The following is a 25235-nucleotide window of genomic DNA, read 5'->3' as shown; positions in this document are numbered from 1 at the left end:
GCGCGCGCGCCGGGCCGAAAAACCTCGACTACGCGTACTTCCGGTCGCCGGTCGATCCCGGCCATATCGTGATCCTCGAGCGTTACCGCGATGCCGACGGTCTCGACACGCATCGGGAAACGCCGCATTTCCAGCGGATCGGTGTCGGCGCGATCATTCCGTTGCTCGATCGCCGCGACGTGACGCGCTACATGGTGCAGCCGGACACCGGCACGGCGACGCCACCGGGAGGCACCTGATGAACCCGTTTCAATTCCGTACCGTTCCGACGCAGATTGTCGAATTCGGCGCCGCGCGCCGGCTCGGCGCGCTGTTGCGCGAACGCTTTCCGGCGCTCGCGCGGCTGTGCGTCGTCACCGACGCGTTCCTGCATCGCAGCGGCGTGCTTGCACCCGCGCTGGAGAGCCTTGCCGCGCACGACTGGCAGGTGACCGTGATCGACGACGTCGTCGTCGATCCGCCCGAGCACGTCGTGCTGGAGGCGACCGCGCGGGCGGTGGCGGCCGATGCGGAGATCGTGCTCGGCCTCGGCGGCGGTTCGTCGATGGACGTCGCGAAGCTGATCGCGGTGCTCGCGCCGGGACGGCAGGCGCTGGCCGACATGTACGGCGTCGACAAGGTGACGACGTCGCGGCTGCCGCTCGTGCAGATGCCGACCACGGCCGGAACCGGCTCCGAAGTGACGGCCGTGTCGATCGTCACGGTCGGCGAGGCGCGCAAGATGGGCGTCGTGTCGCCGCACCTGTTCGCGGACGTCGCGATCCTCGACGCCGGGCTGACGCTCGGGCTGCCGCGCGCGGCAACGGCCGCGACGGGCATCGACGCGATGGTGCATGCGATCGAGGCCTATACGTCGTCGCGGCTGAAGAATCCGGTGTCCGACATGCTGGCCGTGCAGGCATTGACGCTGCTGTCGTGCAACCTGCTGAAGGCATGCGACGACGGCAACGATCGCCACGCGCGCGAAGCGATGCTGGTCGGCGCGATGTTCGCCGGCCAGGCGTTCGCGAACGCGCCGGTCGCGGCCGTGCACGCGCTGGCCTATCCGGTCGGCGGCATTTTCCACGTGCCGCACGGGCTGTCGAACGCGCTCGTGCTGCCGCACGTGCTGCGCTTCAACGCACCGGCTGCCGCGCCGCTGTATGCGGAACTCGCGGCGATCGTCGCGCCGTCGGCGACGGGGAGCGACGAAGCGCGGACGCAGGCACTGATCGACGAGATCGATCGCCTGATCGTCGCGACGGGCATTCCGCGCACGCTGCGCGAAGTCGGCATCGGCGAGGGCGACCTGCCGAGGATGGCGGCGGATGCGATGCTGCAGACGCGCCTGCTCGTCAACAATCCGCGCGAGGTGACGGAAGCCGACGCGCTGGCGATCTATCGGCAGGCGTGGTGATATTGGCTCGGCGCTGCGCCGCCCCGGCAACTCGCGATCGAATGCGACGCCGGGCGCTGGACGGTCGACGGCGTTAGAGCGCCGGCCCTCGCGGGTGCGACCGACATCGATCTCGGCTTCAGTCCGTCGACCAATACGCTGCCGATCCGGCGTCTCGGGCTTGAAGTCGGCGCGTCGGCCGTGATCCACACCGCATGGCTGCGTTTTCCGGCGTTCGAGATCGTGCGCGGCGAGCAGCGGTACACGCGCACGGCGGCGCACGTGTACCGCTACGAGAGCGGCACGTATGCGGCCGATATCGCGGTCGACGATGCAGGCCTCGTCACCGATTACGATGAGTGGCGGCGGACCGGCGCGACGCGTTCGCCGTAACGCGTCGCGTCGGCGGTGCGTCAGCGCGCGTCGGCGACCGTCACCTTGCCGGGAATCAGCTTCAGCGTGCTGAACGCGTCGGCGACGTTCTGCTGATACGCGAGCGTCGCATCGGTGATGGGCTGCACGCCGTAGCCGGTGCGCTTGAGCGCGACTTCGAGCGTCGGCGCGTCGAGGCCGACGAGCGGCGACAGTTGCGCGGCAACTTCCGGAACATGGTCGCGTCCCCAGCGATCGACCGCGTCGACTTCCTCGAGCAGCGTGCGCAGCACCTGCGGCTGCGCGGTCGCATACTTGCGCGCGGCGAGGTAGTACTGCGTGTTGCGCACGAGCCCGTCGCCGTTCGCGACCACGCGTGCGCCGAGCTGCCGTTCCGCCGCCGCCAGGTACGGATCCCAGATCACCCACGCGTCGACGCTGCGCTGCACGAACGCGGCGCGCGCGTCGGCGGGCGTCAGGTAGATCGGCTGGATGTCGGCATACGCGAGGCCTGCATGCTCCAGCGCCTTCACGAGCAGGTAGTGAACGTTCGAACCCTTGTTGAGCGCGACCTTCTTGCCGCGCAGCTGCGAGACGGTGCGGATCGGCGAATCGGGCAGCACGACGATCGCCTCGCCGTGCGGCGCGGGCGGTTCGTTGCCGATATAGACGAAATCGACGCCGGCGGCCTGCGCGAAGATCGGCGGCGTTTCGCCGACCGTGCCGACGTCGATCGCGCCGGCGTTCAGCCCCTCGAGCAGTTGCGGGCCGGCCGGGAATTCGAGCCACTGGACCGTCACGCCCTGGCTCGCGAGCCGCTTCTCGAGCGTGCCGCGCGCCTTGAGCACGACGAAGTTGCCGTACTTCTGGAAACCGATGCGCAGCCGCTTGTCGCTGCCCTGGGCCAGTGCGGGCACGCCCGCGAGCGGGCCGAGCGCGAGCCCGGCCAGTCCGGCGGCCGCGCCGTGCAGCCATTGGCGGCGGCGCGGGTTGGCCGGGGTCGTTTCAAGGTCTGCGTGCGGTGTGTCGTTCATCGAGGTGTCCTGCTGGCGGGTTCACGGGTCGCGCGGGCTGGCGGCGCGATCGGCACAGGGTGCAGCCGGATGCGGGCGACGCGAGCGACGCGTGCGACCGGCCGGCCCGCGCCGGATGCACGACGATACGGCCGCGCGGGCCGGCGGCCAACCAACGAATCCGCATATGCAAATCAGCGGCCGGGCGATACGGGAACGACGGGGCGGCAGGGCACCGCCGTGCTCAATCGGTGCCGAGCGGACTTTCCTCGATCGCATCGACGCGATCCGGATAGAACGCGAGGTGCGCGCGAATCGATGCGACGGCCGGGTACGGATGCTCGTACGTCCACACCGCATTGGTCGCGCGTTCGCCGCCGGCGGGAATCGAGTAGTACGCGCAGTCGCCCTTGTACGGGCAGTACGTCGCATGGTCGGTGCGTTGCAGCAGCGCCATGTCGGCGTCCTCGCGCGGAACGTACAGCACGGCCGGATAGCTGGCCTCGCGCAGCGCCAGCGCGCGGCGCGTATCGGCGACGACCTTGCCGGCCACCTTCACCACGACGCGCGACGGATGCGGTTCGACCGTGATCGGATGATCGGGGCCCGGTGATTTCACGGGACGAGCGGGCGTATCGGGACTGATCGACATCGTGGGTCCTCCAGGAAGAGGCGGCGCGCCGGCAGGCACGCCGTGCCGGAACGTGCACGCCGGGTGAATCCCCGCGCACCGGTGCCGGCGTTGACCAACCGATACGATGCGCCTATTCCGGAGAACCTGCAGGGGGCCGGAAGGCGGTGCCGCGAACGGCGTCGATGCACGACGCGGGGCGGGCCGCCGCAGCGGTGTTCGCGTGCATGTCCCCGGCGTTGGCGCGGACATTTTGATGCAGCGGCAGCGGGATGCATCCGCGGCGATAAGCAACGCGGAATTAATTGGTAAGCGATCGGCGGGCGGCGCGCGAAGATCGGCGGTCGTCATTCGCATGACAGTCCTTCGCTGACCGCCACCATGAAGATTCCATTCGTTTCATCGGCCGCGCATCGTGCGCGGCGCACATCCGTTGCCGTTGCCGCGCTTCACAGCATGGCTGCGTCGCTGCTGCTCGCCGGCGCGGTCACGCACGCATTCGCGGCGCCAGCCGGCAAGACGCTCGTGTACTGCGCCGAAGGCAGCCCGGCGGGCTTCGATCCGGGCCAGCACACGACCAGCACCGATTTCGATGCGAGCACCTACCCGGTCTACAACGGGCTCGTGCAGTTCAAGCGCGGCACGCTCGATCTCGAGCCGTCGCTCGCGACGCACTGGGACGTGTCGTCCGACCAGCGCGTCTACACGTTCCACCTGCGGCGCGGCGTGAAATTCCAGACGACCGCGTGGTTCAAGCCGACGCGTCCGTTCCAGGCGGACGACGTCGTGTTCACGTTCCGCCGGATGCTCGATCCCGACGATCCGTTCCGCAAGGCCTATCCGGTCAGCTTCCCGTACTTCAGCGATCTCGGGTTCGACCGCAACATCGAGCGCATCGAAAAGGTCGACGACGACACGGTGCGTTTCGTGTTGAAGCAGCCCGACGTCGTGTTCGTGCGCAATCTGGCGATGGCGTTCGCGTCGATCCTGTCGGCCGAATATGCGTCGCAGTTGACGGCACGCCATCGCGAGGCCGACATCAACCAGTTCCCGGTCGGCACGGGACCGTTCCAGTTGCGTGCGTACCAGAAGGACGCGGTGATCCGCTACGACGCGAATCCCGACTACTGGAAGCCGGACGACGTGAAGCTCGCGCATCTCGTGTTCGCGATCACGCCCGATCCGGCCGCGCGCCTGCAAAAGCTCGTGGCCGGCGAGTGCCAGGTGTCGGCATTCCCGCGGCCGGCCGATCTCGAGACGGTGCGGCGCGATCCGAAACTGGCGCTGTTTTCGGGGACGGGCTTCAATGTGGGCTTCGTCGCCTACAACACGCAGCATCCGCCGCTCGATCGCGTCGACGTGCGGCGCGCGCTCGACATCGCGATCGACAAGACGGCGATCATCAGGACCGTGTTCAACGGCGACGCGACGATCGCGACGAACCCGATGCCGCCCGCGCAATGGTCGTACAACCCGCGCCTGAAGGACGCGCCGCGCGATCCGGCCGCCGCGAAGGCGCTGCTCGCGCAGGCGGGATTCCCGAACGGCTTCGACCTGACGCTGTGGGCGATGCCGGTGCAGCGCCCGTACAACCCGAACGCGCAGCTGATGGCGCAGCTGATCCAGCAGGACTGGGCGAAGATCGGCGTGCGCGCGAAGATCGTCAGCTACGAGTGGGGCGAATACAACCGCCGCGCGAAACGCGACGGGCAGCACGACGCGATCCTGTACGGCTGGTCGGGCGACAACGGCGACCCCGACAACTGGCTCGGCACGCTGCTCGGCTGCGACGCGGTGCACGGCAGCAACCTCGCGAAGTGGTGCAACGCGGATTTCGAGCGGCTCGTCGGTGCGGCGCGCACGAACGCGGACGTCGCGAAACGCACGTCGCTCTACGAGCAGGCACAGGTCGTGTTCAAGGATCAGGTACCGTTCACGCCGATCGCGACGTCGATCGTGTCGCTGCCGATCTCGAAGCGCGTGCACGGGCTGACGTTCTCGCCGCTCGGCGGGCACCGGTTCGACGGCGTGTGGCTGGATTGAGGCAGGGAAGCCGGCGCGCGTGCGCCGGCTATCGAGGTGGTGGTCAGTTCAGGGCGACCGCGGCCGCTGCCTCGACCGGCGAGCCTTCGAGCGCGACGGATGCCCGGCCGTCGGGGCCGACCGGCACGTCGCCGACAAGCGTCGTGCGGTAGAGCTGGCGATCGAAGTCGAGGTCGAAGATGTCGAGCGGCGCGAGATGCGCGGTCGCGCGGTTGTCCCAGAACGCGATGCTGCGCGGCTCCCACTTGAAGCGGATCGTGAATTCCGGCCGCGTCACGTGTTCCCAGAGCAATTCGAGCAGGGCCTGGCTCTCGCGCGGCGCCAGCCCGACGATCGACTTCAGGAAACTCGGGCTTACGTACAGCGCGCGTTCGCCGGTCTCCGGATGCACGCGCACCAGCGGATGCTCGGTCACGAGCGGGCGGCGCTCGACGGCTTCGTCGAACGCGCCGGTGGCGCGCGCGCCGGCCGGCGGCGTGAAGCGATGGACGCCGCGCAAGCCGTCGACGAAACCGCGCAGCGGCGCCGACAGCGTCTCGTACGCACGCACGAGGTTGGTCCAGTGCGTGTCGCCGCCATACGGCGGGATCGTCACGCCGCGCAGGATCGACGCCCACGGCGGATTGACGGCGGCCGTCACGTCGGTGTGCCAGCCCGTCCACGGCCGGCGCACCGGCTCGCCTTCGAAACGCGTCGCCTTGCGATGCTTCGCGATCGAATAGACGGCCGGATGACCGTCGACGTGGCCGAACACCGGGTGGCCGACGGTCGGCTCGCCGAACTGCGCGGAGAACGCGACGTGCTGCTCGTGCGTGAGGAACTGCTCGCGGAAGAAGATCACGCGCCATGTCAGCAGCGCGGCGCGAATCGCGGCGATCTGCGGCGTGGTCAACGGCTGGGTAAGGTCGATGCCGCGGATCTCCGCGCCGATGTGGGCGGACAGCGGGATCACGTCGACCGGCTGGGCGGCGGGTTCGAGCAGGGCACTCATGCGACGCTCCTGGCGGAAGTGGACGGGGCGGACAGCCGGCGACATCGTGGCACTCGCACGTGTCGGCGCGGTGGCGGGAAGGTCATGGTCGGTTCCTCCGGTCGGGGAATGCAGGAATGCGGGAATGGCGCCGGCACGGCGGCGGCTCGAGCCGCCACCGTGCGGCGAACGTCACTGCAGCGTGGCGCCCGGTCCCTTCAGCACGACGCTGCGGCGGCCGTCGATGCCGACCGGCACGTCGCCGTGAACGGTCGCGCGACGCACGACGCGGCGCGCATCGCCGTAGTCGTTGATCGCATAGTGTTGTGTCGCGCGGTTGTCCCAGATCGCGACGTCGCCTTGCTGCCAGTTCCAGCGCACGGTGTTCTCGAGGCGCGTCACGTGTTCGTGCAGCACCTGCAGCAGATGCGCGGAATCCTGCGACGACAGCCCCTTGATCTTCTGCACGAAGTGCCCGAGCACGAGCGTGCGTTCGCCGGTCTCCGGATGCACGCGCACGACCGGGTGCTCGGTTTCGTAGACGGTCGACGTGAACACTTCGCGGTAGCGCTTCAGTTGCGTGTCGTCGGCATGCACGTGCGTCGACGCGTAGTCGTACGCATTCGTGTGCACTGCCCACAGCGTGTCGGCGAGCGCGCGCAGCGATTCCGGCAGGTGCGTATACGCGGCGGCCGTATTGGCCCACACGGTGTCGCCGCCGAACGGCGGAATCACGACCGCGCGCAGGATCGACACCTTCGGGTACGCGTCGACGAACGTCACGTCGGTGTGCCACGAATTGGCGCGCGCGCCGTGCGCGGAATCAAGTTCGAGCAGGTGCGCGCTGCCGTCGACGGACGGCACGGTCGGGTGGGCGACAGTCTCGCCGAAGCGGCGCGCGAACGCTTCCTGCGCGGTGTCGTCGAGATGGCCCTGGTTGCGGAAGAACAGTACCTTGTGGCGCAGCAGCGCGGCCTGGATGGCGTCGAACGTCGCGTCGTCGAGCGTGCCCGACAGCCGGACGCCGGCGATCTCGGCGCCGATCCGGCCGGCGACCTGGCGAAGCTGAAGCGGGACGGCGGCCGTGCGCGGCACGGCGGCGTGCGAAGCATGCGATGACGGGTGAGCGGCGTGCTGGACTTCGGACATCGGGAGTCTCCTGGGTCGGGTCGGTCGAGTCTCCATTCAAGCAGGGTCCGCGCGGAACCGGAACCGATCAATCGTCACAACCTTAGCGCGCGCCCTGATGATCGATATGTATCGTCATGCTGAGCGATGCGTGCGTACGTGGCGTCAGGCCGGCCGCGTTGCCGCATTACCACGCGAGCCGCCATGCGCCGATGCGGTGCGTATCGGACGCCGTGATGCGTGTTGCACCGTTGCCGCTGCCGCCGTCGCCCGGCGGATCCCGATCGTCGAAATCGGCGAGCACGGTATCGCGCAGCCGCGCGAATGCCGGCGAGTCGCGCCGGCGCGGCCGCTGCAACGCGACGTCGACGATGCGCTCGATGCGCCCCGGGCGCGGTGCCATCGTGACGACGCGATCGCCGAGATAGACGGCTTCGTCGACATCGTGCGTGACGAGCACCATCGTGATGCGTTCCTGTTCCCAGATGCGCAGCAGTTCGTTCTGCATCCGCGCGCGCGTCTGTGCATCGAGTGCGCCGAACGGTTCGTCGAGCAGCAGCACGCGCGGGCGATTCACGAGGCCGCGCGCGATCGCGACGCGCTGCGCCATCCCGCCCGACAACTGGTTCGGGTATGCGTGCTCGAAGCCGTTCAACCCGACGAGCGCGATGTGCTCGTCGACCGCGCGGCGCTTGGCCGGCGCGTCGAGCGGCGCGTTGCGCAGCGCGGCCTCGACGTTCTGCTCGACCGTCAGCCACGGGAACAGCCGGTGATCCTGGAACACGATCCCGCGCTGCAGCGACGTGTCGCGCACCAATGCATCTCCGGCGCGGATCTCGCCCGCGTAGTCGGTATCGAGCCCGGCGATCAGCCGCAGCAACGTCGACTTGCCGCAGCCGCTCGCGCCGACGATCGTGACGAACTCGCCGGCACGCACGTGCAGCGACACGTCGTCGAGCACGGCGAGCGATGCGCCGCGTTGCGCATAGCGTTTGCTCACGTGGAGGATATCGAGCGAATCGGAGGCGAGGGTCGTCATGGCGGAAAGGTAAGCGACTGGAAGGAAGAGGGCGATCAGCGGCGCAAGTCGCCGCGCCGGGCCAGCACCTTGCGTTCGATTGCACGCGCGATCGCGTTCAGCGCCCAGCCGGTCACGCCGACGACAACGATCCCGAACAGCACGAGGTCCATCCGGAACTGCTCGCTGCCGTCGATCAGCGTGTTGCCGATTCCGCTGCCCGCGACGAGCAGGTACTCGGCGCCGAGCGTCGCGAGCCACGAGTAGATGAGGCCGAGATACAGCCCGGTGAAGATCGACGGCAGCGCGGCGGGCAGGATCACGTAGCGCACCAGCTGGAGCCGCGAATAACGCAGCGCGCGGGCCACCTCGACATACGCGCGCGGCACCGCATGGATGCCGTCGCACGTATGCGCGGCGACGGGCAGCAGCGCGGCGAGCGACAGGAATACGACCTTGGCGACGTCGTCAAGGCCGAACCAGACGGAGATCAGCGGAATCCACGCGAACAGAGAGATCTGCTTGAACGTGTCGAAGCTTGGGCCGACCACGCGCGCGGCGATGCGCGACAGCCCGAGCGCGGTGCCGAGCAGCAGGCCGCCGGTCGCGCCGATCGCGAAGCCGCACGCTTCGCGTGCGAGCGATGCCGACAGCGCGCGCGCCAGCGCGCCGCTGGTCGTCTGGGTCCACGCCGTGTGCAGCACGTCGGCCGGGCCGACCAGCAGGCCGCTTTTGACGAGGTGCGCGGACGAGACGGCCCACCAGAGCGCGAGCGCGGCGAGCGGCAGGACGAAGCCGCGCCAGTCGGGCACGGGAACGCGACGGGCGAGCGCGACGGCGGAGGAGGTGGCGGGGGAGGCGGCGTCGGGCGGCGACATGTCGGCAAGCGGCATGGGAGAGATCCTTGAAGCGGGTTCAGCCGCGGAACGCGGACGGCACGCCGCGGCGCAGCCGTGCCTCGAGCGCGTCGAGCAGCCGGTTGATCACGAGGCCGACCGCGCCGACGACGATCACCGCCGCCATCACGAGATCGAGCTGGAACAGCTGACGGCCGTACACGATCAGGTAGCCGAGCCCTTCCGACGATGCGACGAGTTCGACGACGACGAGCGCGAGCCACGATTTCGTGAACGCGAGCCGCACGCCCGTCGCGAGCGTCGGGATCGCGGCCGGCAGCACGACGTGGACGATGCGCTGGCGGCGCGTGTAGCCGAACACGCGCGCGACTTCATCGAGGGCGGGCGGCGTCTGGCGGAACCCCTGCAGCGTGCTCATCGTCACGGGAACGAGTGCCGCGTGCGCGATCAGCAGGTATTTCAGCGGCTCGCCGACGCCGACGAGCAGCAGCAGGAACGGCAGCCAGCCGAGCACGGGAATCTGCACGAGCGCGTTGAAGCTGGGCAGCACGCAGGCTTCAAGCGTGCGCGACAGGCCGAGCGCCGCACCGGTCGCGAAACCGAGCAGCGTCCCGGCCGCGAAGCCGACCAGCACGCGCTGCAGGCTGATCAGCGTGTGGCGCGCGAGATCGCCGCTGGCCGCGAGTTCGGCGAGCGAGTCGGCGACTTGTGCGGGCGGCGGCAGGATCTGCGGCGCGATCCAGCCGCGTGTGCTGCCGACGGTCCACAACGCGAACAGCAACGCGGGCAGCGCCCACGGCGCGAGCCGCCACGCCACGCGCTTCACGGCCGCCGCGCGGGACGGCGTGGCGAGCGCGTGCGGGTCGGACGACGGAATCGGGATCGCGGTGTCGCTCATCGGGGCGGGTCCGGGTCAGGAGAGGGGCTTGCCTGCCGCGTCGTAGCGCGGCCAGTAGTGCTCGAGCTTCTGCGTGCGCAATGCGTTGTCGAGATACTTCGGCTCGAACCAGCCGTCGACGTCGACCGGCTGGCGGATCAGTTTCAGCTTCAGTGCATCCTGCGCGACGGCCTTGTAGCGTGCGATCACGAACGGATCGATCAGCGGCGACAGGCGGTCCTTCAGGCGCTGGTTCGCATAGTCGGCCTGCCACGACGCATAGGGCACGCCGCTTTTCGCCCACAGCCTGAACAGCGCATCGCGGTTCGCCTCGTCGGACGACCATTGCGCTCCCTTCACGAACGCGTTGACGACGCGCTGCACGATGTCCGGATGCGCGCGCTCGAAGTCGTCGAGCACGAGCAGGTGGGTCTGGCGCGTGAACTGCGGGCCGTCGTTCTGCGATTCGTAGATGATCTTCGCGAGGCCCGCGTCGCGCAGTTTGTACAACTGATAGTCGCCGATCGATGCGTCGATGCCCTTCGACGCGAGCGCGGCGAGCGAACTCGCGGCGTCGAGATTGATCACGCGCAGGTCGCGTTCGCTCAGGCTGTTCTTCGCAAGTGCGTTGTCGGCGACGAGCTGCAGGTTGGTGCCGCGGAAGATCGACACGCGGCGGCCCTTCAGGTCCGTGATCGAGCGGACGTCGGAGCCGGGCGGCACCGCGATCTTGACGCCCGAGCGCACGCTGGCGGCGAGCAGCAGATGCGTCTTGATCCCGTTCGCGCGCGCGAGCACGGCCGGCAGGTCGCCCTGGTACGCGAAGTCGAGCGCCTTGTCGGCGATCGCCTCGTTGACGGCCGGGCCCGCGCCCTTGAAGAACAGCCACTGCACCTTGACGCCGTCCGCCGCGAATTCCTTTTCGACGAGCTGCTGGAGCTGCACGGTGGCCGCGCTCGACCCGCCGAAGCTCGGCGGATCGCCGGCACCCTGCTGGGCGACGCCGATGCGGATCGTGGCGGGCTGGTCGGCGTGCGCGGCGGCAGCGGGCAATGCAACGAGGGACGCGATCAGCAGCGATCGCAGCAGGTGCAGTGGAGACGGGAATCGGTCGATCATGGCGCGTCGGATGGCGAGGGGTGGAAATCGGGCCGGAGGGTGTCGAACCATTCTGGAGGACGCGTCGGGCGCGGGACAAGCAACGATTTGAACTATGCTTATCGCCGCGTTTCGGGTTGGCAAATCACGCGTGTCGCCGATTGGACATCGCGACGCACGCGAGCGCGGCGTGCGGGTCCCGCATGCCGATCGACGGCGTCATTGATCAGGCAATGCAATCGACGTGCGCAAGATTTCCCGGATCATGCCGGCGCGAGCGAAAAAAATTGCCGACCAACGCATGCGCGAGATCGTTTTAAATTTGCAAATGCGAATCATGCGGCGTATCGAAAAACTGAATAAAAATCATCGAATGGCGTGGCGGCAGAAATGATGCGCTCAGATTTAACATTCTTACTTCAAGCCGCGACAGGCCTTCTGAATCGCGATGAAAAAGCGGTAAATGATCCGCGTGTATTTCATCGTTGAAGACCGTTGGCCATAATTGCACTCCGACGCCAAATAATTTGAATTTGCCAAAAAAATTGTCTATACCCTAGACGAATCAGCGTGATCCGCATCGAGCCAATGCGGCTATGCAACAAACGCGCGAACGTAGCGGCAGATGCCATGGCCGCACGCCGCGCGTGGCAGCGATCGAATGGATTCCGGGGGATGCGCACGGCCCGATGCCCGGGCCGCCGCATGAGTCATGAATGGGCGAACGCAGTGCGCGCCACCGAAGCAACGCCGCGTCTTTACATTCAACGGTCGATCACCGACCCCGTCACACGGAGGTTGTCATGCTGCAATACGTCAAGACCTTGCTGCGCGATGAGCGCGGCGTCAGCTCGCTCGAATATGCGGTGCTCGCCGGCATCGTCGTGGTCGCACTGGCGGCGGTCGGGGTGATTCTCAGCAGCACGTCCGGCGGCTTGCCGGCCGTGTTCACCTCGCTGATCAACAAGGTCACGGCGCTGATCTGATCTCCTGGACCCGCGCGCCGCCGACGAACACACGGATCCGCAGCGGTACGACGTATCCCGCCGGGGCGCGCCGACGGACGGCTCTCCGATGCTCTTTCTCGTACAGTCGGCGGCGACGCTCGTGCTGGTGTCGCTCGCCACGCAAGATGTGCGCGCGCGGCGCCTGTCCAATCGCGCGGTGCTGGCGTTCGCGCTGCTGTATTTCGTCGCGGCGGCGCTGGCGCGCGAAGGGCTCGCGTCACTCGCTGGCCATGTTGCGATCGCCGCGGCGATGCTGCTGCTGTTCGGCGGCCTGCGACACGCGGGCTGGATCGGCGGCGGTGACGTGAAGCTGGCGGCGGCCGTATTCCTGTGGGCAGGCCCGACGCTGGCGCTCCCGGTGTTGACGCTCATCGGTGCGAGCGGCGCCGCGTGCGGCGTCGCTGAACTGGTGGCCATGGCGCGGCAGCGTCGCACCGCACCGGCCGGTACGATCGCGACGCGCGGCGTGCCATACGGCGTCGCGCTCGCGCTCGGCGGTGCGCTGGCCGTCTGGGCGCCGCTTCCTCACGCGGTTTCGCTTACCTAGACCGGGGGACGCACGCCGCCATGCCCAAACCCGTGAGAATGGCCGTGCTCATCGTCGCTGCCGCGATCGGCGCGGTCATCCTGCGCCAGCTGTATGTCGCCGCGTCGACGCCGACGGCGCCCGGCGAAGCGGCCGAGGTGCGCGTGCGCGTCGCGGCGGCGGACCTGCCCGAAGGCCTGCTGCTGCGCGACAACGATCTCGCGTGGAAGCGCATGCCGCGCACGCAGGTGCCGGCCGGTGCGTTCGTCGAGTCGCAACCGGACGCGGACCTGAAAGGCGCGCTGCTGCGCAACCGCGTCGACGCCGGTGCGCCGATCCGCGCGGATAACGTGATTCCGGCCGGCGCGCCGGATTTCCTCGCGGCCGCGCTGCAGCCCGGCATGCGCGCGATCTCGGTGCCGGTCGACGACGTGTCGGGCAACGCGGGGCTGATCCAGCCGGGCGACTTCGTCGACGTGGTGCTCACGCAGGAGATCGGCGGTTCCGCGACGACGCCCGGCACGTTCGAAGCGGAGACGGTCGTGCGGCGCGCGCGCGTGCTCGCGGTCGGTTCGGAATTCCAGCGTGCGAAGACGCCTGCGAGTGCTGCGGACGTGCCGGCCCGCGCGCGCACGGTCACGCTCGAGGTTGCGCCGCGCACCGCGCAGGTCGTGCTGGTCGCGACGCGCCTCGGCTCGCTGTCGCTGGCGTTGCGCAGCTTCGCGACGCGCGATCGCCGTCAGGCGACGGGCGGCGACGAAGCGGAACCCGATACGCCGCCGGTATGGGCCGGCGACGTGTCGCGCGCGGCCCGCGGCGCGGCGCGGGCGCCGGCTGCGAGAACGGACGCCGGCACGCGGCCGGCGTCGCCGGGCAACACGGTCGTGATCTATCGCGGCTCGTCGGTCGACGATGGATCGCACGGCAGCGGCACCGGCACGCCGGGCGTGCCGCCGCTGCCATCCGGTTGGCCGGGCACGCCGGTTGCGCCGGCTGCGCCCGCAGGCGGCAATGTCGCCGCGGACGCGACAGCGCAGGCGCCACGGATGGCGGCGCCGCAATGACGCAGTGACGATTCGGGCTGGCCGCCCGGCGGTCGGCATTTGACGGGAACACGCATGGTGCGCATCGTTCGTTGGATCGCTTTCGGGTGCCTGGCCTGCATCGTCGCGCCGGGCGTCGCGTTCGCGCAGCGCGCGCAGGCGGCGGACGCCGGCGCGGCCTTGTCGATCGCGACCGGCAAGGGCGAGATGCTGACGCTGCCCGAACCCGCGGCTGCGATGTTCGTCGCGGACCCGAGCATCGCGGACATCCAGGTGCCGTCGCCGCGCACCGTGTTCGTGTTCGGGAAGAAGGCCGGCACCACCACGCTGATCGCGCTCGGCGCGAACCATCGGCCGATCCTGCGCCGGACGGTGATCGTGCAGGTCGACACCGCGTCGCTGCAGGCGGTGCTCGACAGCCGTTTTCCGCAATTGAAGCTGTCGGTGTCCGGTGCGCCGGGCTCGCTGATGGTGTCGGGCAAGGTGCCGAGCGCGGCCGACGCGGATGCCGTGATGCAGTCGCTCGCGCCGTACCTGAACGACAAGGAAAAGATCGTCAACCGGCTCACGCTGTCGCGCCCGATCCAGGTGAACCTGCGCGTGCGGGTGACCGAGGTGAGCCGCAACGTCACGCAGCAGCTCGGCATCAACTGGAGCTCGCTGGGCGGCGCCGGCAACTTCGTCGGCGGGCTGTTCAACGGGCGCACGCTGTTCGATCCGACGAACGGTCTGTTCAACCTGTCGCCGACGGGCGCATTTTCAGTGCTCGGCGGGTTCCACGCGGGGCGCTGGTCGATCGACGTCGTGCTCGATGCGCTCGACCAGGAAGGCCTGATCACGATGCTCGCCGAACCGAACCTCACCGCGATGTCCGGCCAGACCGCGAGCTTCCTCGCGGGCGGCGAGATTCCGGTTCCCGTTGCGCAGGCCGGCAACACCGGGGTGATCACGGTCGATTACAAGCCGTTCGGCGTGTCGCTCGACTTCACGCCGACCGTGCTCGCCGACAACCGCATCAGCCTGAAGGTGCGGCCGGAAGTCAGCGAGGTCGATGCGAGCAACAGCGTGACGACGGGCAGCATCAAGGTGCCGGCGCTCACCGTGCGGCGCGTCGACACGACGGTCGAGCTGTCGAGCGGGCAGAGCTTCGCGATCGGCGGGCTGCTGCAGAGCCAGACGGCGGATACCGTGTCGCAGATCCCGGGGCTCGGCCGGCTGCCGATCATCGGCCGGCTGTTTTCGTCGAAGAACTTCCAGGACAACAAGACCGAAGTCGTCGTGATCGTGACGCCGTACATCGTGCAGCCGACCGGCCCCGGCCAGCTCGAGCAGGCGCTCGACACCGTCGCGCGGCCGAGCAGCGATCTCGAGTTCGCGATCCAGCGCAATCTCGGGATCGACCTGCTGTCGGGCGACACGCCGCGTCTCGTCGGCGCCGCGGGCTTCGTGTACTGACCGGAGGAGCGCGCATGCGAGTTCGAACCGTCGTCTCCGCCCTGTTGCCGCTGGCGCTGGCAGGCTGCCTGTCGGCGCCGCCGCCGATCAACCTGCCCGATGCGCGCGCGATCGGGTTCGACGGCGTGCACGCGGTGCCGCCCGACTGCGCGAAGCTGATGCAGCCGTCACATCTCGTCGATGCCGGGTTCGGGCGTGCCGGCGTGCCGTTCGGCTGCGCGACCTACACGAATCTCGCGACGATGCTCGCGCGGCCCGAAGATCTGGTCGCGCCGGTGCCGTACGGCGGTGCCGATGCGCAAGTTGCCGCCGACGCGGTGCGCCGCTACGTCGAGGATCGCGTGAAGCAGCCGGCATCGGACAAGTCGTTGACGACGACGACCGGCTCGCCCGGCCACTGACCCGTTCCCGATGCCGCCCATGAACGTCCTCGACCGCCAGAATGCCAAGCGTGCCGCTTCCGCCGGAGCGGCGGATCTCATCGCGGTCGTGTCCGATGCCGGCAGCGAAGACGTGATCCGCCGCGTCGCCCAGGATCTGTCGATCACGCGCGCCAACGTGCAGCCGGGCAACTGCGACGACGCGATCCGGCTGCTGCAGCAGCACGAGCGCTCGCCGCGCCAGCTGATCGTCGACGTGTCGGATTCGGTGCTGCCGGTCTCGGACCTGATGCGGCTCGCCGACGTGTGCGATCCGTCGGTGAGGGTGGTCGCGATCGGTACGCAGAACGACGTCGGGCTGTTCCGCAACCTGCTCGGCATCGGCGTGCAGGACTACATCGTGAAGCCGCTGACCGTCGAGTTGATGCGGCGCGCGCTGACCGCGACCGAATCGGTCGTGCAGGTGCGCACCGGCAAGATCGTCAGCTTCGTCGGCGCGCGCGGCGGCGTCGGCACGACGACGGTCGCGGTGAGCCTGGCGCGCTGCCTGGCGGGCGAGAAGCGCCGCCGCGTGGCCTATGTCGACCTGAACCTGCATGGAGGCGGCGCGAACTCGAGGCTCGGGCTGTCGAGCAACAACGGGCTGATCGAATTGCTGAACATGGAGCAACGCCCCGACGACGCGTTGTTCGACCGCATGTTCGTCACGAAGGGCGACCGCCTGCATGTGCTGTCGGCCGAACTCGCGTACGGCGAAGACGCGCCGCTGCGCGACGATGCGATCGCGATGCTCGTCGACATGCTGAAGGACCGCTTCCATTACGTGCTGTTCGACGTGGGCAACCGCGCCGGCAAACTGTTCGAGGACGCGCTGGCGGTGTCCGATCTCGTCTATATCGTCGCCGATCGCTCGGTGCACGCCGCGTACGAAGCCGCACGGCTTGCGCGCTTCGTGAGGGAGCTGCCCGGCGAGCGGCTGCTGTCGATGGTGCTGAACAACCCGCTCGAGCCGGTCAAGGGACGCGTCGCGCAGACCGACTTCGAGGACGCATTCGGCGGCGTGAGGCTGCGCGAGCTGCCGCACGAGCCGCAGACGCTCGCGGTCGCCGAGAACCTCGGCGAGCCGATCGAGGGCACGAAACGCCATGGCTTCCTGGACGAGATCCGGTTGCTCGCGAACGGCATCACCGGCGAATCGATGGCCGTTTCCGAGCCGTGGTACGCGCGCTTCGTCAAATGGAGGAAAGGATCGTGACGTTCGGTACCCGCAAACGGCCGACGCCGGAGCCCGCGCCGGCGGCTTCCCCCGCCGCGCCGCGCGACGGCGCACCGGCGCCGGGCCCGACCGCGAGCCAGGCTCCCGCATCCGCGCGCGGGCTCGCGGCGGCCGATACCCAGGAGGCGCTCATTCGCTCCGGCAAGTTCGACGCGATTCGCACCGCGGTGTTTTCGTCGATGAACATGTCGGCGGCGCTGATGAAGACGCGCGACGAAGTGCGCGCGGGCATCGAGCAGGTGGCCGCGCACACGGTCGAGCGCGAGCGCCTGAAGATCACGGCGGGCGAGCAGGTGCTGATCGTCGACGCGATCCTGAACGACATGTTCGGCGTCGGGCCGATCGAGCCGCTGCTCGCCGACGACACCGTCTCCGACATTCTCGTGAACGGCCCCGACCAGGTGTACGTCGAGCGCGCGGGCCGGCTCGAACTCACGCCGCTGAAGTTTCGCGACAACGCTCACGTGACGAGCGTCGCGCAGCGGATCGCGGCGGCGGTCGGGCGCCGCGTCGACGAGAGCAGCCCGATGGTCGACGCGCGTCTTGCCGACGGCAGCCGCGTGAACGTGGTCCTGCCGCCGATCGCGATGCGCGGCGCGTCGATCTCGATCCGCAAGTTCGCGAAGCGCGACATCACGCTCGCGCGGATGGCGCATCAGGGCAATATTTCACACGGGATGCTGCAGGTGCTGAAGATCGCGTGCGCGTGCCGGCTGAACATCGTGATCTCGGGCGGTACCGGTTCGGGCAAGACGACGCTGCTCAACGCGCTGTCGCAACACATCGAGGAGCACGAGCGGATCGTGACGATCGAGGATGCGGCCGAGCTGCAGCTGCTGCAGCCGCACGTCGTCAGTCTCGAGACGCGGCCGGAGAATACGGAAGGGCTCGGCGGTATCTCGCAGCGCGACCTCGTGCGCAACGCGCTGCGGATGCGGCCCGACCGCATCATCCTCGGCGAAATCCGCGGTGCGGAAGCGTTCGACGTGCTGCAGGCGATGAATACGGGGCACGACGGTTCGATGACGACGATCCATGCGAACTCGCCGCGCGACGCGATCAGCCGGCTCGAAAGCATGGTCATGATGGCGAACGCGAACCTGCAGCTGCTGTCGATCCGGCGCCAGATCGCGAGCGCCGTGCACCTGTTCGTGCAGGTCGAGCGGATGCGCGACGGCGTGCGGCGCGTGACCCGGATCACCGAGATCGTCGGGATGGAGGGCGAGGTGGTGATCACGCAGGACCTGTTCGCGTTCCGGCAGGACGGCGACACGACGCGGGAGGTGGTGAAGGGCGTGTTCGAGGCGTCGTCGCTGCGGCCCGCGTTCGCGCCGCGCGCCGCGTACTACGGCGTCGAGGACGCGCTCTCCGAGGTATTCCGGCAATGAGGACCGCGGACCTGCTCGCGCTCGGCGCATTCGTCGTGATCCTCGCGGCGGGCCTCGCGCTGTCCGCGTTGCTCGATCGTGCGCGCCACACGCCGGAGCAGCGCATTCGCGCGCGGATGCAGCACCTTGCCCCATCGCTGGCGGGGCGGGAGGCCGGTGCGGCCGCCGCGCCCGGCGTCGCGCTGTTCAACCTGCCGCGGCGGCAAAGCCGCGCGCGTGCGTGGCTGCAGCGTTACGTGACGCGCGTGCGGGCGGTTGGCGGCGAACGCGGGATGCGGATCGTCGTCGCCGGCACGATCGCCGGCGCGATTGCCGCGATCGTGGTAGTGGAGCTCGTTGCGTTGCCACGCAGCCTCCATCCGCTGATCTACGTCGGGCTGCCGCTGGTGGCGATGCGCGCCAGCTATCGCGCGCTGGTCGAGCGGTTCCGGCTGCGTTTTCTCGAAGCGTTCCCGGACGCGATCGACCTGATCGTGCGTGCGGTGCGCGCGGGCATTCCGGTCACGCAGGCGATCAGCACGGTGGGCGACAGCGCGGCGGAGCCGGTGCGCTCGACCTTCCGCACGATGGGCGACAGCCTGCGTGTCGGCGCGGATCTGAAGGACGTGCTGACGCACGCGGCAGACCGGCTGATGATCGCCGATTTCTCGTTCTTTACCGTGTACCTGCTGCTGCAGCGCGAAACCGGCGGCAGCCTCGGCGAAACGCTCGACGAGTTGTCGAGCATCATCCGCACGCGCCGCGACATCCGCCTGAAGACGCGCGCGTTGACCGCCGAGGGGCGGATCACGACGAAGATCATTTCGGCGGTGCCGTTCGTGATGATCGGCGCGCTGTTCCTCGTGAACCGCGCGTACGTGATGCTGCTGTTCGACACGCATGCCGGACGCGTGATGCTGACGATCGCCGCGGTGTTGCTGACGATCGGACTGCTGTCGATTCACAAGATCTCGAAACTGGATACCGCACGATGACGATGTCGATGCTGGCCGCCCGCGGCCTCGAACTGTTGCTGCTGCTCGCGTGTGTCGCGGTGGCGCTCGGGACGCCCGGCGGCGGCACGCGCCGGCGGATCGCCGTGCGCGTGCAGCAGGCGGCCGGACAGCGCACGCTGTCGATGGTGCCGGGGCGGCTGCAGCCGGGCGAGGTGCGTCAGGACCTGACGCGGCGGCTCGCGCAGCTCGGCGAGCGGTTGCCCGTGCTCGACCCGATGCAGCGGGCGAAGCTCGGGCTGCAGCTGACGCGCGCGGGGTTTCGCGAGCGGCGTGCGGTGTCGTCGATGATCGGCATCAAGCTGAGTTGCGGCGTGGTGTTCGCGGGCATCGCGATCGTGTTCAGCCCGACCATTCCACGCTTCGGCGAATACTTCGTGATCCGCGCGGTGGCGATGGTCGCCGCATTCGTGATCGGTGTGATCGTGCCCGAATACGTGCTCGGCGCGATGATCCGGCGACGCCGGCGGACCATCGCCGCGTGCTTTCCGGACGCGCTCGACCTGCTCGTGATCTGCACGATGGCCGGCAACAGCCTCGTATCGGGCGTGCGGCGCGTCGCGCGCGAACTCGAGCGCATTTGCCCGCCGCTCGCCGACGAGCTCACGGTATGCGCGGACGAGCTGACGCTGAGCGGCAACGTATCCGAAGCGCTCACGCATTTCGCGATGCGTGTCGACTTTGCGTCGGCACGCTCGCTTGCGACGACGCTCACGCAATCGCAGCGATTCGGCACGCCGATCACGCAGGCGCTGCGAACCCTGTCGCGCAGCGAGCGCACCGAGCAGATCGTCGCGCTCGAGGAGCAGGCCGCGAAGCTCGCGCCGAAGATCACGCTGCCGATGATGTTGTTCATCCTGCCGACGGTCGGCCTGATCGCGGCGGGCCCGGCGGCAATTCGTCTGCTCGAGGTGTTCAAGTGACACGATCCGTCATCCGTGCGCTCGCGTTCGCGGCCATGCTGCCCGTGCTGACCGGCGGTTGCGCGCCGGGCATCCAGACGAGGCCGGCACTGTCGCACAAGAGCGACGACCCGCAGGCCGAGCTGCGCATTGCGGACAGCGCGCTCGCCGGCGGCAACATCGATCTTGCGTCGACGCTGTACGAGAAGGTGCTTGCCCGACATCCCGATTCGCTGCCGGCGCGCCTGGGGCTCGGCGACGTCAGCTACCGCGCCGGCGATCTGGAGCGTGCGCGAATGCTCTATGAGCAGGCACGGCAGCAGGCACCCGCGGAACTCGGGCCGCAGGTCGGGCTCGCGCGCGTCGCGCTGCGGCAGCGTCGGCTCGATGAGGCCGCCCAGCGCTATCGCGACCTGCTGGCCGCGCAGCCGAACCTGCCGCTCGCCGCGCAAGGGCTCGGCACGGTGCTCGACCTGCAGGGCCGCCATGCGGACGCGCAGGCCGTGTACCGGGACGCGCTGCGCGCGCATCCGGATGCGCAGGGGCTGCGCGTCGACCTCGGGCTGTCGCTGGTGCTGAGCAACCGGCCGCGCGAGGGCGTGAACGTGCTGCTCGACGTGGCCGGGTTGCCCGATGCGCCGTGGCAGGCGCGCCAGAACCTCGCGTTCGCGTATGGCGTGCTCGGCAACACCGATTCGGCGAAGAAGCTGCTGTCGGCGGAGTTGCCCGCATCGGCGGTGGCCGACAATCTGCGCGTCTACCAGGCCGTGCGCGCGCAGCTGGCGTCGCGCCCGGCGCCCGCCGCCGCGCGACCGTCGACGGGTGCCGCGCTCGAGCCACGCGCCGTGCCACCCGCCGCGGGGGCCGCAAAATGACTCGCGGGGCGATGGGCGCCCGCCACGCGCGTGGCGTCGTATCCCTCGAGTTCGTGCTGATGCTGCCGTTCCTGCTGATGGTGCTGATCGGCATCATCGACACGAGCCTGCTTCTGTGCGACAAGGCCGTCATCACGAACGCGAGCCGCGAAGCCGCGCGTGCGGGCGTCGTGCTGCGCGTGCCGATGCTGACCACGACCCAGATCGCCAACGTCGCGTCGGCCTACACGCAGAACAGCCTGATCACCGGCGGCACCGCCACGACGCCGACCGTGACCGTGACGCAGGCGAACGGCACGACGGCGGGCACCGCGCTGACGGTCACGGTGACCTACACGTATTCCGGGCTGGTGCTGGGTTCGGCATTCAGCGCGCTGACCGGCCCGGTGACGATCTCGGCCAGCTCGGTGATGCTCTATGAATGACGCAGCCGACTCGCGCTGCATCGGCGCCGTGCGCGAGCGCGGCTCCGTCGCGCTGTTCTTCCTGCTGTTCCTGATTCCGCTGCTGTCGTTCGGCGCGCTGGCGATCGACATCGCGTGGGTGGCCACGGTGCGCAACCAGCTGCAGAACGCCGCCGACGCGGCCGCGCTCGCGGCGGCCGACGCGATGATGTCGCCGACGGGCGGCGCGCTGAACTGGTCGCAGGCCGCGCCGGCAGCGAACGGCGTGATCGCGCAGAATTCGGCGGCCGGCGCGCCGCTGGCGACCGGCACGGTGACGACCGGGTACTGGAACGTGACGCGCAGCCCCGCATCGATGCAGCCGACCACCATCACGCCCGGCCAATACGATGTGCCGGCGGTGCAGGTCACGGTGTCGCGTGCGCCGGGCGTGAACGGCGGCTCGATTCCGCTGCTGCTCGGCGGGCTGCTCGGCATCCCCGGCGCGTCCGGCAGCGCGACCGCGATCGCGGTGCTCGCCGCGCCGGGCGGGGTCGCGGCAGGCGGGCTCTTTCCGGTCGCGATCGACCAGTGCGTGTACAACCAGTACTGGAATGCGCAGACCAACCAGCCGCTGATCAATCCGCTGACCAACCTGCCGTACGAGTTCTCGATCACCAACGGCCAGACCTACGGCACGCTGTGCATGGGCGGCCAGTGGACGTCGTTCCTGTCGACCGCGTCCGACACGACGACGATGGGCGGCCTGATGGTGACCGGCAACCCGACGACGCTCAATATCGGCGACAGCATCTATCTCGCGACCGGCATCAAGGCGACGCTCTACACGTCGGTGCCGGTCGGCACGACGGTCGTGCTGCCGGTCGTCACGCAGACGGCGAGCAGCACCTACGTGCCGATCGTCGCGTTCGCGGCGTTCCGCATCGACGCGTCGCTTGGCAGCAGCTACAAGTACATCCAGGGGCACTTCGTCGCCGGCGTGAAGATGACCGGCGTCGCGACGGGCGTCGGGCCGTACTACGGCGTGTACGTGCCGCCGCGGCTCGCGTTGTGAGCGTCGTGCCGCGCGCGGCGCAGCAGCACGAACAGTGCGAAGAGCGTCACGGCCGGGCCGATCTGCGGCAGCTGCAACCAAGGGTTCAGGTACTCGGCGATCGGCAGCGCCCACATCAGCGCGATCGCGGCCTGTTCGCCGCGCCGCCAGCCGTCGCGCCAGCCGATCGACAGCATGCAGGCGATCGCGATGGCGAGCCACGCGAGTTCGTAGTGCCACACGTACGGGTTGGCCGTGAGCGTCGCGACCGTCAGCACGGCCGCGCGTATGCGGGTATCGCGCGACTGCGCCCACACGATGCAGGCAGCCGCGATCGCGATCGCCGCGATACACGCATGCGCGGCATACGCGGCGCCGAGCGGCACGCCCGCAAGGCGGAACGCCGCGAACGGCGTCGGCGACGCGAGCCAGAACACGACGCCGTGTTCGAGGACGATCGAGCGCGCGAGTCCCGCGCTGGCGACGAACAGGCGAAGCGAATCGAGGCCGCAGACCAGGACGCTCAGTGCGACGAACGTGCCGGTGGCGAGCGCGGCCCACGCGATCGTGCGCCATGCGCGTGCCGCAACCAGCACGAACGGGAACAGCAACGCCATCTGCGGCTTGACCGACAGCAGGCCGATGCAGAGGCCCGCCCACATCGGCCGCCGATCGGCCCAATGGACGGCCAGCGCCGCGCATGACGCGGTCAGGAATGCGTTTTGCCCGAGCGTCGCGGTGACGAACACGCACGGTGCGGCGACGAGCGCGAGTGAGCCGGCGCGCCGTGCGCCGGGAATCGTGCCGAGGTGGGATACGCGCCACGCGGCGACGCCGAGCACGACGACGCCGAACGCGACGAACAGCGGATAGCCGAGCGCGAAGGGCAATAGCGCCAGCGGCGTCACGAGCAGCAGATAGGTGGGCGGGTACAGCCACGGGGCGAAGGCGTCGCGGCGAAGGTTCGCGAACAGCTCGGCCGACAGCCGCGAGAATGCGGAGAAATCGTACGCCTGCGATGGCGAGCCGTGCAGCATCACGTGCGATGCCGTCCAGAATATCGAGAAGTCGGCGCCGGCGCGCGACAGCAGGGTTCCGTGCGCATGGCGAATGACGGTCGTCCAGATCGCGATGAACAGCGCGTAGAACACGAGCATCAGCGTGCTGTACAGGGCGAGGCGTCGCGGTGTCAGCCACGCGACGACCGGCCGCTTCGCCGGGCGCATCGATTGCTGCGTAATGTCCAATTGCCGCCGCCCGGTTCTACTTGAACGACGCTCTGCGGGCGGCGACGCCGGCGGCTACCGACATCGCCGTCCGGCGGCGGGCCGCGGGCGCACGCTTCAGCGGGAACTGCAGCAGCTTCGACGCCGGCTGCGCGGCGGCATCCCGCTCGCCCCGGTAGCGCCGCCTGACGAGATAGACGGGGCGCTGCTTGGACTCGTGATAGATCCGGCCGAGGTATTCGCCGATCACGCCGATGCCGATCAGCTGGATGCCGCCGACGAACAGCACGACGGAAATCAGCGACGGGTAGCCGTGCACCGGATTGCCGAACAGCAGCGTGCGCACCACGATGAAGGCGCCGTACACGAGCGACAGCATCGCGAACGTGAGGCCGACGTAGGTCCACACGCGCAGCGGCACCGTGCTGAAGCTCGTGATGCCCTCGAGCGCGAAGTTCCAGCGCCGCCATCCGGAGAACTTCGAGCGGCCGCCGCTGCGCGGCGCACGCGTGTATTCGACGATCGCGGTGCGGAAGCCGACCCACGCGAACAGCCCCTTCATGAACCGCCGCCGCTCCGGCAGCGCACGCAGCGCGTCGACGACCTCGCGATCCATCAGGCGGAAATCGCCGACGTTTTCCGGCATTTCCACTTCGGACAGCGCATTGTGCACGCGGTAGTAGAGCGCCGCCGCCGCGCGCTGCAGGTACGGATCGCACATCCGGTCAGTGCGTTTCGCGGCGACGACCTCGGCACCGGCGCGCCAGTGTTCGATCATCGCGGGAATCAGCGCGGGCGGGTCCTGCAGGTCGGCGTCGATCAGGATTACCGCGGCACCGGCCGCCTCGTCGAGGCCCGCGGTGAGCGCCGCTTCCTTGCCGAAGCGGCGCGTGAGATCGACGACGTGCACGCGCGTGTCGGCGGCGGCGACCGCGAGCAGCCGATCGAGCGTGCGGTCGCGACTGCCATCGTTGATGCAGACGATCTCGAAGCGGACGCCGTCGACCGACTCGAGAACGGGCAGCGTTTCGGCAAAGAACGCGTCGATCGTTTCTTCTTCGTCATGAAACGGCACAACGAGCGAGATCAGCGGCTTCCTGGCGTGCGTGAACATGCTGCGGCTCCCCGAGAGATCCGGCCTGCGCTGCACCGTATGGTTCCGGTTGTCGTCTGCCGAACGGGCCCGGCCCGGTTCGGTGCGAATTCGGTTCCGGCCAGCGAGTCCACCGCGGACCGGACGACAGGTGTTGCGTTCATTGTAGGCAGGAATCGCCGATTCGTAACACATATCGGTGGATTTGCAGGGCGGACGGCTCACCGGGGAAAACACCGGTCGGGCGGTGGTC

General features: G+C 69.1%; 25 protein-coding genes and 2 pseudogenes. 17 read left to right on the top strand and 10 right to left on the bottom strand.

Annotated elements, in window-relative coordinates:
- Positions 1–5 precede the first annotated feature (5 nt).
- From DIE06_RS15380 to DIE06_RS15370, 3 genes and pseudogenes are all read left to right on the top strand, one after another.
- Positions 6–239, top strand: a pseudogene (locus DIE06_RS15380) (putative quinol monooxygenase); the annotation flags it as partial.
- A complete protein-coding gene (locus tag DIE06_RS15375; protein WP_124662154.1) occupies positions 239–1396 on the top strand; it encodes an iron-containing alcohol dehydrogenase in 1158 nt (385 codons plus the stop codon). The pseudogene DIE06_RS15380 and the gene DIE06_RS15375, both read left to right, overlap by 1 nt.
- A gap of 3 nt (positions 1397–1399) precedes the next feature.
- Positions 1400–1768, top strand: a pseudogene (locus DIE06_RS15370) (putative glycolipid-binding domain-containing protein); the annotation flags it as partial.
- Between the two features lie 20 nt (positions 1769–1788).
- Here the strand turns inward: DIE06_RS15370 and DIE06_RS15365 are convergent.
- Positions 1789–2781, bottom strand: a complete 993-nt coding sequence (locus tag DIE06_RS15365) for a sulfonate ABC transporter substrate-binding protein (RefSeq protein WP_124662153.1) — start codon at positions 2779–2781, stop codon at positions 1789–1791.
- 223 nt (positions 2782–3004) lie between these two features.
- Entirely contained in the window at positions 3005–3412 is a 408-nt protein-coding gene (locus tag DIE06_RS15360; RefSeq protein WP_124662152.1) for a DUF427 domain-containing protein, read from the bottom strand.
- Between the two features lie 360 nt (positions 3413–3772).
- Between DIE06_RS15360 and DIE06_RS15355 the strand changes: the two genes are divergently transcribed.
- Positions 3773–5434, top strand: coding sequence for an ABC transporter substrate-binding protein (locus DIE06_RS15355; protein WP_124662151.1), 1662 nt, complete (start codon positions 3773–3775; stop codon positions 5432–5434).
- A gap of 43 nt (positions 5435–5477) precedes the next feature.
- Here the strand turns inward: DIE06_RS15355 and DIE06_RS15350 are convergent, their stop codons facing one another.
- From DIE06_RS15350 to DIE06_RS15325, 6 genes are all read right to left on the bottom strand, one after another.
- Complete coding sequence (locus DIE06_RS15350) at positions 5478–6425, bottom strand: TauD/TfdA family dioxygenase (RefSeq protein ID WP_124662150.1); 948 nt, start codon at positions 6423–6425, stop codon at positions 5478–5480.
- Positions 6426–6596: 171 nt separating this feature from the next.
- Positions 6597–7553 carry a TauD/TfdA family dioxygenase gene (locus DIE06_RS15345; protein ID WP_124662149.1) on the bottom strand — a complete coding sequence of 319 codons (957 nt, stop codon included), beginning with the start codon at positions 7551–7553 and terminating at the stop codon, positions 6597–6599.
- Between the two features lie 166 nt (positions 7554–7719).
- Positions 7720–8571, bottom strand: coding sequence for an ABC transporter ATP-binding protein (locus DIE06_RS15340; protein WP_124662148.1), 852 nt, complete (start codon positions 8569–8571; stop codon positions 7720–7722).
- Positions 8572–8606: 35 nt separating this feature from the next.
- Complete coding sequence (locus DIE06_RS15335; RefSeq protein ID WP_409364503.1) at positions 8607–9443, bottom strand: ABC transporter permease; 837 nt, start codon at positions 9441–9443, stop codon at positions 8607–8609.
- 22 nt (positions 9444–9465) lie between these two features.
- Entirely contained in the window at positions 9466–10305 is an 840-nt protein-coding gene (locus tag DIE06_RS15330) for an ABC transporter permease (RefSeq protein WP_124662147.1), read from the bottom strand.
- 15 nt (positions 10306–10320) lie between these two features.
- The gene (locus DIE06_RS15325; protein ID WP_124662146.1) at positions 10321–11403 is read right to left on the bottom strand and encodes an ABC transporter substrate-binding protein; all 1083 of its coding nucleotides are present in this window, start codon (positions 11401–11403) and stop codon (positions 10321–10323) included.
- 223 nt (positions 11404–11626) lie between these two features.
- Here DIE06_RS15325 and DIE06_RS38290 point away from each other — a divergent pair, with 223 nt between their 5' ends.
- The 13 genes from DIE06_RS38290 to DIE06_RS15265 all read left to right on the top strand — a co-directional run bounded on the left by DIE06_RS38290 (position 11627) and on the right by DIE06_RS15265 (position 22684).
- Positions 11627–11776 carry a hypothetical protein gene (locus DIE06_RS38290; protein WP_185733410.1) on the top strand — a complete coding sequence of 50 codons (150 nt, stop codon included), beginning with the start codon at positions 11627–11629 and terminating at the stop codon, positions 11774–11776.
- 409 nt (positions 11777–12185) lie between these two features.
- A complete protein-coding gene (locus DIE06_RS15320; protein WP_124450135.1) occupies positions 12186–12368 on the top strand; it encodes a Flp family type IVb pilin in 183 nt (60 codons plus the stop codon).
- An 88-nt stretch (positions 12369–12456) separates the two neighbouring features.
- A complete protein-coding gene (locus DIE06_RS15315; RefSeq protein ID WP_124662145.1) occupies positions 12457–12936 on the top strand; it encodes a prepilin peptidase in 480 nt (159 codons plus the stop codon).
- A 20-nt stretch (positions 12937–12956) separates the two neighbouring features.
- Positions 12957–13979, top strand: a complete 1023-nt coding sequence (cpaB, locus tag DIE06_RS15310) for a Flp pilus assembly protein CpaB (protein ID WP_124662144.1) — start codon at positions 12957–12959, stop codon at positions 13977–13979.
- Positions 13980–14033: 54 nt separating this feature from the next.
- On the top strand, positions 14034–15413 hold the full coding sequence (locus DIE06_RS15305) for a type II and III secretion system protein family protein (RefSeq protein ID WP_124662143.1): 1380 nt from the start codon (positions 14034–14036) through the stop codon (positions 15411–15413).
- 14 nt (positions 15414–15427) lie between these two features.
- Complete coding sequence (locus tag DIE06_RS15300; RefSeq protein WP_124662142.1) at positions 15428–15814, top strand: CpaD family pilus assembly lipoprotein; 387 nt, start codon at positions 15428–15430, stop codon at positions 15812–15814.
- A 10-nt stretch (positions 15815–15824) separates the two neighbouring features.
- On the top strand, positions 15825–17048 hold the full coding sequence (locus DIE06_RS15295) for an AAA family ATPase (RefSeq protein WP_124662141.1): 1224 nt from the start codon (positions 15825–15827) through the stop codon (positions 17046–17048).
- Positions 17045–18457 (top strand): CpaF family protein, encoded by a 1413-nt coding sequence (locus tag DIE06_RS15290; RefSeq protein ID WP_124662140.1) that lies wholly within the window; start codon positions 17045–17047, stop codon positions 18455–18457. The genes DIE06_RS15295 and DIE06_RS15290 overlap by 4 nt, the downstream gene beginning before the upstream one ends.
- Entirely contained in the window at positions 18454–19431 is a 978-nt protein-coding gene (locus DIE06_RS15285) for a type II secretion system F family protein (RefSeq protein ID WP_124662139.1), read from the top strand. The genes DIE06_RS15290 and DIE06_RS15285 overlap by 4 nt, the downstream gene beginning before the upstream one ends.
- Positions 19428–20372: a type II secretion system F family protein gene (locus tag DIE06_RS15280; protein WP_124662138.1), complete on the top strand. Its 945-nt coding sequence runs from the start codon at positions 19428–19430 to the stop codon at positions 20370–20372. The genes DIE06_RS15285 and DIE06_RS15280 overlap by 4 nt, the downstream gene beginning before the upstream one ends.
- Entirely contained in the window at positions 20369–21226 is an 858-nt protein-coding gene (locus tag DIE06_RS15275) for a lipopolysaccharide assembly protein LapB (RefSeq protein ID WP_124662137.1), read from the top strand. The genes DIE06_RS15280 and DIE06_RS15275 overlap by 4 nt, the downstream gene beginning before the upstream one ends.
- Positions 21223–21651 (top strand): TadE/TadG family type IV pilus assembly protein, encoded by a 429-nt coding sequence (locus DIE06_RS15270; RefSeq protein ID WP_124662136.1) that lies wholly within the window; start codon positions 21223–21225, stop codon positions 21649–21651. Before DIE06_RS15275 ends, DIE06_RS15270 begins: the two co-directional genes overlap by 4 nt.
- Positions 21644–22684 (top strand): TadG family pilus assembly protein, encoded by a 1041-nt coding sequence (locus DIE06_RS15265; protein ID WP_124662135.1) that lies wholly within the window; start codon positions 21644–21646, stop codon positions 22682–22684. Before DIE06_RS15270 ends, DIE06_RS15265 begins: the two co-directional genes overlap by 8 nt.
- Here the strand turns inward: DIE06_RS15265 and DIE06_RS15260 are convergent.
- Complete coding sequence (locus tag DIE06_RS15260) at positions 22648–23910, bottom strand: glycosyltransferase family 87 protein (protein WP_260433622.1); 1263 nt, start codon at positions 23908–23910, stop codon at positions 22648–22650. The two genes, DIE06_RS15265 and DIE06_RS15260, sit on opposite strands and share 37 nt — an antisense overlap.
- Before the next feature lie 16 nt (positions 23911–23926).
- A complete protein-coding gene (locus DIE06_RS15255; protein WP_124662134.1) occupies positions 23927–25003 on the bottom strand; it encodes a glycosyltransferase family 2 protein in 1077 nt (358 codons plus the stop codon).
- Between the last annotated feature and the right edge of the window lie 232 nt (positions 25004–25235).

Origin of the sequence: Burkholderia sp. Bp8998 (assembly GCF_003854235.1) — a bacterium.
In the GTDB taxonomy this organism is placed as follows: Bacteria; Pseudomonadota; Gammaproteobacteria; order Burkholderiales; family Burkholderiaceae; genus Burkholderia.
Note: the sequence above shows the minus strand (reverse complement) of the source record. Positions and strands in the feature narration are given on the sequence as shown.

What these genes read in the sequence shown, in the direction of transcription:
- DIE06_RS15375 (WP_124662154.1), top strand. Translation starts at nt 239, where the DNA reads ATGAACCCGTTTCAATTCCGTACCGTTCCGACGCAGATTGTCGAATTC.
- DIE06_RS15365 (WP_124662153.1), bottom strand. Translation starts at nt 2,781, where the DNA reads ATGAACGACACACCGCACGCAGACCTTGAAACGACCCCGGCCAACCCG.
- DIE06_RS15360 (WP_124662152.1), bottom strand. Translation starts at nt 3,412, where the DNA reads ATGTCGATCAGTCCCGATACGCCCGCTCGTCCCGTGAAATCACCGGGC.
- DIE06_RS15355 (WP_124662151.1), top strand. Translation starts at nt 3,773, where the DNA reads ATGAAGATTCCATTCGTTTCATCGGCCGCGCATCGTGCGCGGCGCACA.
- DIE06_RS15350 (WP_124662150.1), bottom strand. Translation starts at nt 6,425, where the DNA reads ATGAGTGCCCTGCTCGAACCCGCCGCCCAGCCGGTCGACGTGATCCCG.
- DIE06_RS15345 (WP_124662149.1), bottom strand. Translation starts at nt 7,553, where the DNA reads ATGTCCGAAGTCCAGCACGCCGCTCACCCGTCATCGCATGCTTCGCAC.
- DIE06_RS15340 (WP_124662148.1), bottom strand. Translation starts at nt 8,571, where the DNA reads ATGACGACCCTCGCCTCCGATTCGCTCGATATCCTCCACGTGAGCAAA.
- DIE06_RS15335 (WP_409364503.1), bottom strand. Translation starts at nt 9,443, where the DNA reads ATGCCGCTTGCCGACATGTCGCCGCCCGACGCCGCCTCCCCCGCCACC.
- DIE06_RS15330 (WP_124662147.1), bottom strand. Translation starts at nt 10,305, where the DNA reads ATGAGCGACACCGCGATCCCGATTCCGTCGTCCGACCCGCACGCGCTC.
- DIE06_RS15325 (WP_124662146.1), bottom strand. Translation starts at nt 11,403, where the DNA reads ATGATCGACCGATTCCCGTCTCCACTGCACCTGCTGCGATCGCTGCTG.
- DIE06_RS15320 (WP_124450135.1), top strand. Translation starts at nt 12,186, where the DNA reads ATGCTGCAATACGTCAAGACCTTGCTGCGCGATGAGCGCGGCGTCAGC.
- DIE06_RS15315 (WP_124662145.1), top strand. Translation starts at nt 12,457, where the DNA reads ATGCTCTTTCTCGTACAGTCGGCGGCGACGCTCGTGCTGGTGTCGCTC.
- cpaB (WP_124662144.1), top strand. Translation starts at nt 12,957, where the DNA reads ATGCCCAAACCCGTGAGAATGGCCGTGCTCATCGTCGCTGCCGCGATC.
- DIE06_RS15305 (WP_124662143.1), top strand. Translation starts at nt 14,034, where the DNA reads ATGGTGCGCATCGTTCGTTGGATCGCTTTCGGGTGCCTGGCCTGCATC.
- DIE06_RS15300 (WP_124662142.1), top strand. Translation starts at nt 15,428, where the DNA reads ATGCGAGTTCGAACCGTCGTCTCCGCCCTGTTGCCGCTGGCGCTGGCA.
- DIE06_RS15295 (WP_124662141.1), top strand. Translation starts at nt 15,825, where the DNA reads ATGCCGCCCATGAACGTCCTCGACCGCCAGAATGCCAAGCGTGCCGCT.
- DIE06_RS15285 (WP_124662139.1), top strand. Translation starts at nt 18,454, where the DNA reads ATGAGGACCGCGGACCTGCTCGCGCTCGGCGCATTCGTCGTGATCCTC.
- DIE06_RS15280 (WP_124662138.1), top strand. Translation starts at nt 19,428, where the DNA reads ATGACGATGTCGATGCTGGCCGCCCGCGGCCTCGAACTGTTGCTGCTG.
- DIE06_RS15270 (WP_124662136.1), top strand. Translation starts at nt 21,223, where the DNA reads ATGACTCGCGGGGCGATGGGCGCCCGCCACGCGCGTGGCGTCGTATCC.
- DIE06_RS15265 (WP_124662135.1), top strand. Translation starts at nt 21,644, where the DNA reads ATGAATGACGCAGCCGACTCGCGCTGCATCGGCGCCGTGCGCGAGCGC.
- DIE06_RS15255 (WP_124662134.1), bottom strand. Translation starts at nt 25,003, where the DNA reads ATGTTCACGCACGCCAGGAAGCCGCTGATCTCGCTCGTTGTGCCGTTT.